The sequence below is a fragment of the Corallococcus sp. CA054B genome, assembly GCF_003611625.1.
Classification (GTDB): Bacteria; Myxococcota; Myxococcia; order Myxococcales; family Myxococcaceae; genus Corallococcus; species Corallococcus coralloides.
Genome location: NZ_RAVY01000012.1, coordinates 67,338 through 80,826, shown reverse-complemented (window position 1 = coordinate 80,826; position 13,489 = coordinate 67,338). Strand labels below are relative to the sequence as shown.

Genomic DNA, 13,489 nt, shown 5'->3' with positions numbered 1-13,489 from the left:
GGCCTCTTCCGGGGGCGCGGGTTCGGGGGGCTCGGCCGGAGAGAGGACGGACGCGAGCGCGGGCTCCTCCTCCGCGGACGGCGTCTCCTGGACCAGCTCCTCCAGGACGAGCAGGTCCACCTCGTCGAGCAGCTCCCCGTGCGTCACGGGCGGCACGCCGGCGGCTTCCTCCAGCGCGCTGATCACGGAGTCCAGCTCGAAGGGCTTCTCGAAGAAGGCGCAGGCGCCGTGGACCTGCGTGGCCTCCTGGGCGAAGCGGTCACCCTTGTAGACACCGCTGACGGCGATGGCGGGGATGCCGTGCGCGCGCAGGGCGCCCAGCACCTCGCTGCCGCGGATGTCCGGCAGCAGCAGGTCCACCAGCGCGGCGTCGAAGCGCGAGTGGGGGCCCAGGGCCTCCAGCGCGGACTCACCGGTGAAGACGGTGAGCGCCTCATGGCCTCGGGTCTCCGCGACCGTGGCGATGAGGGAGGCGAGTTCCTGGTTGTCCTCCACGATGAGCAGTCGCGCCATGGGCCGGCAGACCCTACCATCAACTCCATGACGGACGTTCAGGGCTTCCACCACGTGGCGATTCAAGCGAAGGACGTGGAGCGCGTGACGGCGTTCTATCGCGACCTGCTGGGCTTTCCGGAACTGAAGCGCCACCTGCGGGAGGACGGCACCCTGCGGAGCGTCTGGGTAGGCGTCCCAGGGGGCGCCTTCCTGGCCATCGAGGCGGTGGACGGGACGCCGGAGGTGGTGCCGTTCCGCCATCCGGCGCCGGGGCTGCTGATGCTCGTGTTCCGGATTCCCCGCGAGGCGCGGGGTGGGGTGGTGGAGACCTTGGCCCGCGCGGGCGTGCCGCTGGAGCATGAGACGCGCTGGACGCTCTACGTGAGGGACCCGGAGGGCAACCGGGTGGGGCTGAGCCACCATCCAGACGACTAGGGTGGCGTGCCCGGCCGGGTGCTTGCGGAGGGTGACGGGGCATGGCTACAAGCGGCCCCATGCGCCTGGGTGAACTGCTCGTGAAGGACGGCCTCGTGTCGGCGGCGGGGCTGGAGGAGGCGCTGGAGTCGCAGGTGGTCCACGGCGGCCGGCTGGGGACGAACCTGGTGGAGCTGGGGCTCCTGTCCGAGCAGGACCTGGCCAAGGCGCTGGGCCGGCTGCACAACTGCGCCTACGCGTCCGGGGAGATGGTGCCCGACCCGAAGGCCGTGGCGCTGGTGAACCCCAACGAGGCGGACGACAAGGAGTTCCTGCCGATGCGGGCGGACGCGACGCGGTTGAGCGTCGCGGTGGTGAACCCGCATGACTTCACGACGTTGGACGCCATCGCGTTCAAGACGGGCAAGCGCGTGGTGCCGGTGGTCATCCCCGAGTTCCGGATGAACCAGCTGCTCCGGCGGCACGCGAAGGCGTTCCGGCAGCTGCGGGCCATCGACATGAATGCCGTCCGCCCGAGGCCCGCGAAGGGCGCCGCGGCGGAGCTGCAGAAGGCGGCGGAGCGGCCGCCGGACCTGATGAGCGAGGAGGAGTTCCAGTCCGTCTACGCGCAGGCGCTGCGCGGCGGCTCGGATGCGGAAGCCGAAGGGGACGTGCTGGAAGGGGAGATCATCATCACCGGCGAGGAGGTGGTGGAGGCGCCCGTGGCCGCGCCGCCCCAGGGGCGGCCCGCGATGCCGGCGCAGGCGCGTCCCGGAGCGCCCGTGCCGCCGCGAGTGGACATCCCCGCGCACATCGCACCGTCCGTCCCGGTGCAGGGCGTGCCCGCGCAAGCGGCCCGGGCCGCGAGCACGGCGGGGCAGGGCGTGCCCGCGCACGTCGCGGCGCAGGCGGGAGCGCAGGGCGTGCCCGCGCACGTCGCGGCGCAGGCCGGTGCGGCGGGCACGCTTCCTCCGGGAGCCGCGCCGACTCCGCCCGTGGCCGCGAAGCCGCTGGCCCCTCCTCCCACGCCGCTCACGTTCCCGGAGGCCCAGGCGGAGCTGGGACGCAGCTCGGACCGCGAGGACGTGGCCCGCACGGTGCTCCGCTTCGCCATGGGCAAGTGGCGCCGGTGCCTGCTGCTGTCCGTGCAGGGCAACCTCGTCACCGGCTGGCACGGCATGGGGCAGGGCGTGAGCGACGAAGGCGTCCGCCGCATCGGCGTGCCGCTGCGCGACCAGAGCACCTTCCGCCTCGTGCGCGACCTGCGCTCCCACTTCGTCGGCCCGGTGAAGCGCGACGCGGCGATGGGCATGTTCTACCGGCTGATCGGCGGAGGCTTCCCCTCGACGGCGGTCATCCTGCCGCTGCTCGTGCGCGGCAAGGTGGTGCACCTGCTCTACGTGGACAACGGAGCGGAGCAATTCACCCCGCCGGACGTGGGCGAGCTGCTCATCCTCTCCCAGGGCGTGGGCCGCTCGTACGAAGCGATGATGCGGCGCCGCAAGAACGCGTAGCTCACTCGCTGCCGGTGGACCGTTCAGGTGGGTGCGCCAGCACGGGCATCGCATCCGGACGGTCCCACAGGACGAAGTGGCTGCACCCGTCCAGCTCCACCACGTCGAGCCCCGGCTTCGCGCGCCCGGCGCTCTCCCGCATGGACGCGGACTCCAGCACCCGGTCCTTCCCCGGAACGAGCACCGTGCCCCGCCGCACGTTGCCGAACAGGGACGCATCGCGCGCCTGGCTCCAGGCTTCGATGTCCCGCAGGTTGGCCATCATCGTCGCGACCCGCTTGGGGTTGAACGGGAAGGCCATGATGAGCTCGCGCTTGCGGGCATTCTCCAGCGGTCCCCAGGCGCCCCGGTTGTGCTTCGCGATGGGCGCGAGCCGCCACAGCGGGATGAGGAACGGCAGCAGCCAGAACTGCGAGGGCGTCAGGCTCCGGTAGGGGCGGGCCTGCGGGAGGACGGGCGCCTCCAACACGACCTCCACCCGTTCGAAGAGGTCCGGCCGCAGCTTCGCGGCCTCCAGCACCACGGCGCCTCCGCGCGAATGTCCATGGACGCGCACGACGTCCGTCCGGGGCAGGTGCTCCAGGGCCTGCACCAGCACCGCGGCGTCATGGGAGATGGTGCCCTCCGGTTCGGAGGGCACCTTCGCCCAGGGGGCGGGTTCCTCGCGCGGGTCGGTGATGGGCAGGTGGTAGTCGCAGCTCGTCAGCAGGATGAGCTGGACGTCGGGCTCGCGGTAGTGGTGCGTGAAGTAGCGCATGTCGGCCACGAAGCCGTGCATGACGATGACCGTGGCGCGGGGCTGCTCGCAGCGCCGTTCCGCGATGACGGCCTTGCCGACGCGGTAGACGTGTCCGTCGAAGGGCTCGCTCGCGCGGGGTGTGCCCACCCGGTGCATCAGCCACCGGCGCGCGGTGGGCACGAGCACGGCGGCGCCAGCGAGGACTCCAAGAGCGACGAACATGCATTCACCCGGGACGGAAGGGGACGGGCGCCTGGCGGCGGACGGCCCGTGACACGGCGCGCATCATAAGGGCCGTGTCGGCCTCCCGCCGCCTCACGGCGCGGCGGTGTTGGCTGCGGTCAAGCCGCCAGGCCCTGCGCGGCCTACCTGACGGCGCTGAGGCTCCGGATCTGCGTGTGGATCCACGGGATGTAGTTGGAGACCCGCGTGTAGATGCCGGGCAGGCCTGCCCGCGCACAGCCCACCCCGAAGCTCACGATGCCCTGGAGCACGTAGCCTTGGGCGCCCCTGATGACGAGCGGCCCGCCGCTGTCGCCCTGGCATGCGTCCTTGCCCCCCTGCTGATACCCGGCCCCGAACATGGCATTTTCGTCGATGACGATTCCTTCTGACCTGTAGCTGTTGGCGACGTCCTGATGCCTGCGGACGGGGACACCCACCTGCAGCAGGATGCTGGACGTGTCGTAGCCCCCCTCCCGGGTCAGGCCCCAGCCCGCGACCGTCGCCATCGTGTTCTCAGCGACGCGCTCTCCGGAGGCGGGGAGGCAGACAGGGACGCGCGTGTTGCTGCCCGCGAGCCGCGGGGCCAGGTTGGGGCGCATGCCCGAGGACTGGCCGCAAGCCCCGGCGACGCTCGTGTCGAACTTGATGGGCTTGTCGAGCTTGAGGACGGCGATGTCGTGCATCGTCGTGTCCGGATTGTATTGGGGGTGGTGGACGGCCACCGTCACCCGGGCTGTCACCTGTGTGGACGTGGGGCGGTACAGGTCATGCGCCCCAGCGGACGCCGTGACGTTGGAGTAGCCGTCATAGACGCAATGGGCAGCGGTGAGGACGATGTCGCTCTCCTCCTTGTCGCTCACGCGCACCAGGCTGCCCCCACAGAAATGGCTGCCGTACTGCTGCAGGCTGACAATCCAGGGGTGGGAGTTCGGCCGGGCCTCGACGCCTCCGACGATCTCCTGGTCCGTGTGCCCCACTGTCTCGAAGGGGACCTGCTCGCCCTCCGGAGCACCGCACCCGAGTAGACCGACCGCGACGACGACTCCGCTCATGAAGCGCATGCAATCTCCTGGTTCAAATGCGGAGGGAGATAGCAATCGACATGCCGCGTTCATGCGCCTGGGCTGTCTGGGCGAGACGCGCACCTGGATGTCGTCTTCCTCGCCGTGTGACATGTCAGCGGAGGTGCATGACGTGTCAGGGCTCAAGGCTCCATGGGGAGGAGCGCGTCACGTGCGAGGGACCTGGAAGGCCCGGGCACCACCAGCCTGCGGGCCTTCTGGAAGAGCGGCACGGGCGGGTCCTCCGCCACGTACACGCCCCAGAAGTACTCGCCGGGCGCGAGGCCGGACAGCACCACCTGCTGCGGGCTGCCCTCGCGCACGAGCACCGGCTGCCGCAGCTCGCGGTCACGCGCGACGACCAGCCGGTAGCGCGGCTCTCCGCCAATGGACTGCCATGCGAAGACGAGGCCCTCGGAGGTCGAGCCATTCGGGGCCTCGTAGCCATCGGGAGGCGTGACGAGCAGGCCCCGGGGCTGCTTGCGCTCCACGAAGACGCGGCGGGCGAAGCCGGACTCGCCGGGCCGTCCTGCCTCATCCAGCGCGGACACGCGCCAGACGAAGATGCCGGGCTCCGGAGGAAGGAACGTGAAGTCCGGGCCCTCGACCTGCGTGTCCACGATGCGCCGGGTGAAGCCCAGGTCGCGCGCCACCTGCACGTGGTAGCCGCGAACGCCCTCCAGCGGCTTCCAGCTCAACGGGATGCGCAGCTCCGGGCTCCACGCGATGCGCGCGTCCACGCCCGGGGAGAGGCTGGTGGGGAAGGGCGGGCCGTCGTGCTCGGCGTCCTCCAGGCCTCGCGCGACGTCCAGCCAGTTGCCGGCCTCCAGCGTGCGGCGGTGCGCGCCTTCGGACAGCAGCAGGCGTCCGCGGGAGACGCTGAGATGCATTCCGCGAGAGGTGCGGGTGACGCGGAACTCCGTGGGGCCCGCGTGTGCTTCGACCGTGAGCGCCACCTGCCGCCCGTTGTCTCCGCGAAGCACGAGCGGGCCGTCGGGCAGCGCATTCTCGGGCAGCAGTCCCCGGGCGGTCCCTGACTCCAGTGCGACCACGGAACCCCCGCCCGCCGGAGGCGCGGGCCGCTCCACCATCACCACGGTGCGCTCCTCCAGTTCGATGCGGCCACCGCCCCGAAGCTCGATGCGCGTGGAGGCCTCCGGCCCGGTGCGCACCCAGTCGCCGGAGCGGAACGTGGCGCCTGCTTCGAACGGCTCCCAGTACGCATTCGCAGTGCGCAGCGTGTCGACAGGGCCGCGCGCGACAGCACAGGTGGCCACGATGGCGGACAGCTCCCGCGACACGGTCTCCGACGCGCGCTCATCTTCCGAGGTCCGCGAGCAGCCCGCGACCAGCAGAAGCAGGATGCACCCCCATGCGCCCCGACGCGGAAGGGACACGCTCATCGCACCCTCCAACCCGAAGGCGTCTTGCGAAGCTCCTCTTCCAGGAAGCGGAGCCGGACGCGGGTCTCGCTCCGCTCCGGTGCCGCCTCCAGCGCGGCGCGCAGATGCGCCATTGCCTCGGTCACGTCCCCGCGCTGCGTGGCCTCGAGCGCCAGCCGTTCGAACGCATCCGCCAGCGCCGCCAGTCGCGAACGCACGCGCGGATCCTCGGGCCGCAGCGCCCGTGCGGCCTGCAGCTGCGCCAGCGCGGTGTCCTCCCCCGCGCCCGCCAGCTTCGCCACCGCGATGAGCCGGTCCGCGCGGGACAGATGTCCTCCCAGCTTCACCTCTCGCGTACGCAGCGGCCACATCAGCGCCGCACCCGTCGCGCAGAGGACGGTGAGCACCAGCGCGCTCCACCGCAGTGCCCTGCCATGCCGCGCGACCGCCAGCTTCGCGGCCACCGGAATGCGCTGCTCCACTGCGTTGCGCCACCGGCGGTAGCGCGGGAACGCATGCGGCCGGTCCTGGCCCCGCGCGGTCCCCATCAGCACTTCGGTCTCGCGCCGGGCCCGGTCCAGCGCTTCGCCGATCAAGTCGTGCATCGTCTGCACCAGGCCGAAGGGAGGCAGCGCGCTCCGCACACGCTCCAGCGCCTGCCGCAGCACCTTCGCGCTGGGCGCCCGCGAGGACGGCTCCCGCGCGGTGGCCCACTGCACCAGCCGCTCCAGCTCCGGCGTTACCTGGGAATTGAAGTGCGACGGCTTCAACAACCCGGAAGGCCCCTCCGTGCCACTCGCGGCCTCCGAGGCCCGGTGCAGCGTGAGCAGCTCATAGAGCACCAGCCCCATGCCGTGGATGTCCCACGCGGGGTCCGGGCGGCCTCCGGCGAGCTGCTCCGGCGCCATGTACGCGCGCTTGCCCACCACCAGCAGATCATTCCCGCTCGCGATGCTGGCGGACGCCACCCCCATGTCCACCAGCTTCACCTCGCCGTGCAGACCCACGAGCAGGTTGCCCGGGCTCACGTCACGGTGCACCAGGTGCAGCGGGCGCCCGTCCAGGTCGCGCTGCCCGTGCAGGTACTCCAGCGCCTTGCCCAGCTCGATGGCGACCGTCACCGCCAACGCCACCGGCGGCGGGCGCCCGCGCTGCCGCAGCGCCTGCACCAGGTCCGCGCCGTTGCGGCCGTGCACGTACTCCATGGCCATGAAGGGCCGGCCCGCGGCGCTGCCCACGTCGAACACCTGGATGACGTTCGGGTGCTGCAACGTGGCGCTCAGCCGCGCCTCGGTGAGGAACAACTCCGACAGGCGAGGGTGCCGCGCGTACTCCTGGAACACCAGCTTGAGCGCCACCAGCTTGTCCACGCCCTCCGCCATCGTGCGCCGGGCGAGGATCACCTCCGCCATGCCGCCCGTGCCCAGCCGCTGGAGCAGCTGGTACGGCCCGAACGAGTCGAACGGCCGCAGCCCGCCCTGCCACGCCTCCGGGTCGCGAGCGTGCAGCAACTCCAGATGCGAATAGTCATTCAGCGCGGACGCCCCCTCCACCGTGGAGCGAGGCCGGATGCCCACCGGCGTGGGCTCCTCGCGCCACGACTCCGCGCTCCCCCCGGGAACACCGGCGGACGTGCTCACGGCCGCGGTCCCCACCGTCGCCGGAGCGAGCGGCTCGCGAGGGCTCAGGGGCAGCGGAAGGCTGCCCGCGTCCAGCGCGACGAACTTCACGAAGTAGCCGCGCACCCATCCGGACACGCCGTGTTCCATCACCCGCACGCGGCCGGAGACGGCGGGCCCGTCCCCCTGGAAGGCCACCTGGAGCGCGAACTCCGTCCCGATGGGCTGCGGCGTGTCCTCGGGGACGAACAGGCCGTGCTCCGTCATGCTCTTCCACAGCCGCGCGCGCGACTCCGGCGCATCCGCGAACGGCAACCGGAACAGCCGGCCCTTCCTCTTTGGCAGCTTCACGCCTGTGCCTCCCCCCTCGGATTGACGGTGCGCTGCGCGTCACGGCGAAGCGGTCAACGTCACCTGGATGGGCTCCGGCCGGTCGCCCACCATCACCTCGGCCCGCCACGTGGCGTGGCCCTCCAGCCGGACGCTCACCTGGTGGACCCCGGGCGAAAGCGGCAGCAGCGTCCCCAGGTGCCGCGCGAGCCCCATCGCCCTGCCGTCCACGAAGACGCGCGCGCCGTCCGGCACCACGTCCAGGCGCAGCCCCGTCGTCACCGGGCGCTCCACCCGCACCGCGCGGGACGCCGGCATCGGCGGACGGATGGCCTCCACCCGCAGGGCCGCCAGGGCCTCTACGTCCCGCGAGACGGGCGCGCGAGCACAGGCGCAGGTACCAGCCATGAGGAGCGGAATGAGCAGATGTCTGGGATGCGGAGGCATGACAGGGATTGGGCGTGAGCGCGGGGGCCTCCGTCAAGGCACCGGCCCCCACGTCGCAATCGCTGTTCCCACCCGTACAAGCCGGTGAAAGCGGCGCTCCCGGAGGTGTCTTCCGGACCCACCGGTCCGGGTCATCTTCCAGAGGGGAAACGAGATGTCTCCAGGTGGACGGATGGCCCCTGTCCGCGGGCGCGTATCCCCGCGAGCGCGAGTGACGGTGGGTGTGTGCCGCGCGACCTGGGAGGTGGCTGGGTTTGAGAGGCATTGGACCCGGGTCCGGGTCCGGGTGGATCCACGCATGTCAGACGCCACCCGTAGCCTGCGACACGTTCCAGCCTGATTCCCACCCATGACGACCCGACATCCCATGCCCGCCACCGCGACACGGACACCGGCCCCGTCCCTGCCACCCAGACCCTTCACCTCCGCGCGAGACGGCCTCGTGCGCCGCCAGCCCCAGCGCTTCGCGGACATCCGGCCGCTCAAGCTGGAGGACTTCGTGTCCGGAACGCCGCGCCAGCGGGAGTCCTTCGCGCGGCGGCTCATCACCCATCTGTCCGAGCGCGGCTTCTTCTACCTGGAGCGCCCTCTGGCCTTCCTGGAGCGCCACGCCCTGGCGGGGATGTACGAGCGCTACGAGGCGACCTTCCAGCACGCGCTGCTGGCGCATCCGTACCTGCACGCGCTCCTGCCCGCGGCCACGGTGTTCGAGACGGGCTACAACGCCACCTGGTACCCGGAGTCGCCGGTGGTGCGGCAGCCCATCGAGGCCTTCATGGCCAAGCCCGCGACGTGGACCGTGTTCCGCCGCCGCCCGGTGCCGGAGCCGGTGCGGGAGCTCCTGGAGGCCTCGGAGGACGCGTATGACGCCTGCCACGCCGTGGGCGTCGTGCTCTTGGAGGCGCTGGAGCTGGGCTACGGCCTGCGCCCCGGGGGGCTCACGCGGCTGTTCCGCCGCCGCACGGAAGGGGCGGTGCGGTTCGTGAAGTACCACGCGCCCAGCACCGCGCGGCGCAGGCGGGAGGTGGTGGCGCACGCGTCGGAGCCGCACTCGGACAAGAGCTTCTTCACCTTCAACCTGGGCGAGTCCCGGCCGGGGCTGGTGTGGCTGGATGGGAACACGCCGCGCCTCATGCCCAACGACGAGGGGCACTGGCTCATCACCTCCGGCCGCTTCTCCGAAGGGCTGACGCGCGAGCTGGACGCGCCGGTGCGGGCGTTCCGGCACACGGTGCACAACGACGGCGAGCGCGTGGTCATCCTGGGCTTCGTGACGCCCGAGGGCGACCTGCACGACCTGCCGCTGGACGCGTGGCCCGCGCCGCCGCTCGCGGGAGGCGCCCGTGGCTGAGCGCGCGCGCAACGGAAGGGACGAGGGGCCGGAGCACGTCTTCTTCTCCCCGCATCCGGACGACGTGGCGCTGGGGGCGTACGCGAGCCTGCTCGGCGTGCCCCGGGGCATCGTGCCCACGCTCGTCACGGTCTTCTCCCAGAGCTGCTGGGAGTTCGTGCTGCCGGTGGACCCGTCCCGGGCCATGGCGGTGACGTCGCTGCGGATGGGCGAGGACCGGAGGTTCGCCCGGGCGCACGGCCTGGACCTGGTGCACCTGGGGTTTCGCGACACCAGCCTGCGCGCGCCACCAGGCGGGCCCGCGGAGTCGGAGGAGGCGCGGTCGGCGCTGGCCTCGCGCGTGCTGCTGGCGCTGGGCGAGGTGCTGGCGAGCGTGTCCCCGGACGCGGTCTGCTACGTGCCGCTGGGCATCTCCAGCCACGCGGACCACCTGCTGGTCCGCGACGCGGTGCGGGCCCTGCGCGGAGAGCGGAACGTCGTCTACTACGAGGACCTGCCGTACTCCGCGCACCACCCCGAGGATGAGATCGTCGATTACGCGTGGGCGCTCGGGCTGTCGCCCCGGTGTCTGGACGTGACGACGCTGTGGTCCGCGAAGCTGCGCGGGCTGTCCTTCTACGCCAGCCAGCTGGAGCCCCAGACACTGCCCGCGGTGGAGTCGCACGCGCGGCGGCTGGGCGCGGGCAGGGGGCTGGCCGAGCGCGTCTGGACGGTGGCGCCATGAGCACGAGGGAGCCCTGGGCGCCCGGGGCGGACGACGACATGCTGGTGCACCTCTCCTACGAGGCCACGCGCACGCTGGGCGGGATGGGCGTGGTGCTGGAGCACCTGCTGTCCGAGCCCGAGTACCGTCAGGCCTTCCCACGCACGCTGCTGGTGAGCCCCACGGTGCGGCCGTGCGGCCTGGGGAGCTACGCGCCGGAGGAGTCGCTGGCGCACGACCTGGAGGCGCACGGCGAGGTGTTCTACAGCGGCCTGCGCCGGGACAACCCGGAGCGGTGGACGCGCGTCTTCCAGCCGGTGGAGGAGCAGCACGACGTGTCGTTCATCTACGGGCGGCGCGACGCTCCGGGCGGTCCGGTGGAGGTGCTGCTCGTGGACCTCACGGACGTGCTCCGGGGCTACCGGGTGAGGATGGGCACGCTGCCGGGGTTCCTCGCGCGGCTGCACACGCTGCTCGGGGTGGACCTCCCATTCGACTGCCGGGGCCCGCGTCCGGCCGCGTGGCGGGGGCTGTCACGCGTGTGGCGCGAGCGCTTCGGCACGCGGCTGGGCGCGGCGCCCTGGGTCAACCGCCTGTTCCGGAAGGCGGTCCGGCACGGCCTCCTGGACGCGCCCGCGCTGGACCATGACGCGATGCTGGCCATCGTGCTCGCGGAGCCCGTCTTCGACGCGCTGGAGCGGCTGCGCCCGAAGGACGGCGCGGGGACGGTCATCCTGGCGCAGGAGCACCTGTCTCTGCCGCTCGCGTACAAGGCGCTGCTCGACGGGCGGCGCTGGTGCCGCACCGTGTACTACGCGGGCGAGGTGCGCACGCCCCGGGTGCTCGTGGAGTACGGCCAGGGAGGGCAGGGCGCGTCCGACGCGCGCTTCTACAACATCCAGCGTCTGGGATTGGAGCAGGGGAAGACGCTGGATGAGGTGTACCCTGTAAGCACCTGGCCCAACTTCCAGATCCTGCGCAACGGCCACCTGTGCGACCGCGTGGGCGCGGTGAGCGCGTCCGTGGCGGACGAGCTGCGCTTCCTGGATGTGCGCTATGCGCTCCAGCCGGTGACGGTGGTGCCCCACGGGCACCGGCCCATCGAGACGGGCTGGGACGCGAAGGAGGCCGCGCGGGCGAAGGTGCTGGCCCATGCGCGCAAGGCGTGGGGCAAGGACTTCCGCCTGCTGCTCACGCACATCGCGCGGGATGAGGTCTGCAAGGGGCTCTGGCGCGACGTGGACGTGTGCGAGCACCTGGCCACGCTGCTGCCACCGGAGCGCAAGCCCGCGCTGCTGGTGCTGGTGACGGAGTGGAACGAGGCGGAGCCGTCCGACAACCTGCGCGCCCTGAAGGCGAGGGTGGACGCGTTCAACGCGAAGGACACAGGCCTGCACATCGCGCTGGTGAACCAGCCCACGTGGCCCGCGGGCCTGGACTTCACTCGGGACGACCTGCACCGAGCCACGGACGTGTCCCTGGGGCAGTCGCTGTATGAGTCCTATGGTCTGGCCCAGCTGGAGGCCCTGGGCTGCGGCGCCATCTGCGTCATCTCCGGAGTGAGCGGCGCCCGGCGCGCCCTGAAGGCGGTGTGCGAGCGGCAGGGGCTGTCGGAGGCAGCGCATCCGAACCTCGTGGTGTCGGATCCGGTGGCGGATGCGCGGGCCGCGGGCGTGGCGCACTCAGTGGAAACCTGGAAGGCGCTGCCCGCGAGCGTCCTGCGGGAGCAGGAGCTGCGCACGGCCGAGCGCGTGGCGGAGGAGGTGGTGCGCCGCCTTCCACGCGACGCGCACGAAGGCCGCCTCCTGCTGGCGACGGGCTGGGCGCTGTCCGAGCGGCTGGGCTGGGAGCCGCTCATCCGCGAGCAGCTGCTGCCGCTGCTGCGCTTCCCGAAGGAGCAGGCGCAGGACGTGTCCGACTGGAGCGCGGCTCACGGTTGAGCCCCTGACGGAATCCAATTTCAAATGGGAGCGCGGAACATGGCTGAGAACGAGCAGGCCCCGGCGCTCATCGTCGTGGCCCATCCAGAGGACGTCGTCCGGTTGTTCAGCACGGTGGCGCCGGGAGCGGACCTCGCGGTGGTGACGGAGGACGGGAGCACGGGCCGGGAGCTGGAGGCCGTGGGCCGGGCCCTGGGCGCGAAGAGCACGCACCTCTTGCTGTCCCCGTCGGAGGTGGGGCCGTGGTGCCGCGAGCAGCGCGCCCGGAGCGACGCCCGCGTCTACACGCACAGCCCACAGGAGGACGCCCCGCTGCACCGAGAGGTGGCGCTGCTCGTCAGCCGCGTCTTCGAGCGGCTGTGGGTCCCCGCCACGGGTGCCAGGCCCACCGCCTGCACGGTGCTGGACGACGCGGCCTTCCTGCGCAAGCTGGCGCTGCTCAACGCGCTCTACCGGGAGCGTCCGGACGGTGCCGCTTCCGGCGCGTGCACGGACCCCGTGCGTGACGGGCCCGGCATCGAGGCCTTCACCGAGGTGCGGGCCGGGGACGTGGTGCGCGCCCTGTCCCTCACGAAGCCAGAGGTCTTCGCGGAGCTCGCGGACCCCTGGGGCTTCGCCCATTCCACCTACGAGGGCGAGCGCTTCGCCCTCACCACGAAGGTGCTCGGGACGCTGCGCCACGCGGGCCCACCCCGGAGCGTGGTGGACGTGGGCGCCTGCGAGGGAATGATGACCGAGCACCTGCTGACGCTCTTCCCGGACGCGAACATCCGCGCGGTGGAGTCGGAGCCCCGCTTCGTCACGCGCCTGCGCGAGCGGCTGGGGGGGCTTCCGCGCGTGCGCATCGTGGAGGCCAGCGCGGAGGACGTGGCGCTGGAGGCGGACCTGGTGCTGCTGGCGGAGGTGCTCTACTACCTGTCCGATGACGCCAGCCGCGACCTGCTGGACCGGCTGCGCGCGTCCCACCTGCTCACGTCCTACGGCGGAGGCTTCGGCGCCCAGGTGCATGCGGCGCTCGCCGGGCGCGGATGGAAGTGCGTCCAGTCCGCGATACTTCCGGGCCGCATCGAGCCGGTGGACGGCGCCTCGAGCCCGCTGCTCGTGCGCCGTGCGGGCACCGAAATCCGGCTCTGGGAACGGTGATAACAAGAATTCGGGGATTGAAGTTCCGGGCTTGCCCACGAAGAGGGCGGGTTTTCCCTTGCAAGGGACCGAGGGCTGGGTTTGTTGTTAATCCCGGTCTGTCGGATTTGTTGACTTGCCTGCTTT

Annotated in this window: 12 protein-coding genes; 6 read left to right on the top strand and 6 right to left on the bottom strand. The window is 71.9% G+C overall.

Annotated features, from left to right (window positions below):
* Window positions 1–513, bottom strand: a 513-nt coding sequence (locus tag D7V80_RS05415) for a response regulator (RefSeq protein ID WP_233585151.1), incomplete at its 3' end; no start/stop codon positions are given.
* Window positions 514–540: 27 nt separating this feature from the next.
* Between D7V80_RS05415 and D7V80_RS05410 the strand changes: the two genes are divergently transcribed.
* Entirely contained in the window at window positions 541–930 is a 390-nt protein-coding gene (locus D7V80_RS05410; RefSeq protein WP_120587133.1) for a VOC family protein, read from the top strand.
* A 59-nt stretch (window positions 931–989) separates the two neighbouring features.
* Window positions 990–2,423 carry a general secretion pathway protein GspE gene (locus D7V80_RS05405; protein WP_120587132.1) on the top strand — a complete coding sequence of 478 codons (1,434 nt, stop codon included), beginning with the start codon at window positions 990–992 and terminating at the stop codon, window positions 2,421–2,423.
* 1 nt (window position 2,424) lies between these two features.
* On the opposite strand, the gene D7V80_RS05400 is transcribed toward D7V80_RS05405, so the two are convergent.
* From D7V80_RS05400 to D7V80_RS05380, 5 genes are all read right to left on the bottom strand, one after another.
* Window positions 2,425–3,384: an alpha/beta fold hydrolase gene (locus D7V80_RS05400; protein WP_120587131.1), complete on the bottom strand. Its 960-nt coding sequence runs from the start codon at window positions 3,382–3,384 to the stop codon at window positions 2,425–2,427.
* A 143-nt stretch (window positions 3,385–3,527) separates the two neighbouring features.
* Entirely contained in the window at window positions 3,528–4,448 is a 921-nt protein-coding gene (locus D7V80_RS05395; RefSeq protein ID WP_120587130.1) for a serine protease, read from the bottom strand.
* A gap of 143 nt (window positions 4,449–4,591) precedes the next feature.
* Complete coding sequence (locus D7V80_RS05390) at window positions 4,592–5,851, bottom strand: hypothetical protein (RefSeq protein ID WP_120587129.1); 1,260 nt, start codon at window positions 5,849–5,851, stop codon at window positions 4,592–4,594.
* A complete protein-coding gene (locus D7V80_RS05385) occupies window positions 5,848–7,800 on the bottom strand; it encodes a serine/threonine-protein kinase (RefSeq protein ID WP_147446990.1) in 1,953 nt (650 codons plus the stop codon). Before D7V80_RS05385 ends, D7V80_RS05390 begins: the two co-directional genes overlap by 4 nt.
* A gap of 39 nt (window positions 7,801–7,839) precedes the next feature.
* Window positions 7,840–8,187 carry a PEGA domain-containing protein gene (locus tag D7V80_RS05380; RefSeq protein WP_158616550.1) on the bottom strand — a complete coding sequence of 116 codons (348 nt, stop codon included), beginning with the start codon at window positions 8,185–8,187 and terminating at the stop codon, window positions 7,840–7,842.
* Window positions 8,188–8,575: 388 nt separating this feature from the next.
* On the opposite strand from D7V80_RS05380, the gene D7V80_RS05375 reads away from it, so the two are divergent.
* The 4 genes from D7V80_RS05375 to D7V80_RS05360 are packed head-to-tail and all read left to right on the top strand — an operon-like array spanning window position 8,576 to window position 13,363.
* Complete coding sequence (locus D7V80_RS05375; RefSeq protein ID WP_147446989.1) at window positions 8,576–9,577, top strand: hypothetical protein; 1,002 nt, start codon at window positions 8,576–8,578, stop codon at window positions 9,575–9,577.
* Window positions 9,570–10,301 (top strand): PIG-L deacetylase family protein, encoded by a 732-nt coding sequence (locus tag D7V80_RS05370; RefSeq protein ID WP_120587125.1) that lies wholly within the window; start codon window positions 9,570–9,572, stop codon window positions 10,299–10,301. The genes D7V80_RS05375 and D7V80_RS05370 overlap by 8 nt, the downstream gene beginning before the upstream one ends.
* Window positions 10,298–12,220 carry a glycosyltransferase gene (locus tag D7V80_RS43590; protein ID WP_120587124.1) on the top strand — a complete coding sequence of 641 codons (1,923 nt, stop codon included), beginning with the start codon at window positions 10,298–10,300 and terminating at the stop codon, window positions 12,218–12,220. Before D7V80_RS05370 ends, D7V80_RS43590 begins: the two co-directional genes overlap by 4 nt.
* Before the next feature lie 39 nt (window positions 12,221–12,259).
* Window positions 12,260–13,363, top strand: coding sequence for a class I SAM-dependent methyltransferase (locus D7V80_RS05360; RefSeq protein ID WP_147446988.1), 1,104 nt, complete (start codon window positions 12,260–12,262; stop codon window positions 13,361–13,363).
* Window positions 13,364–13,489 lie beyond the last annotated feature (126 nt).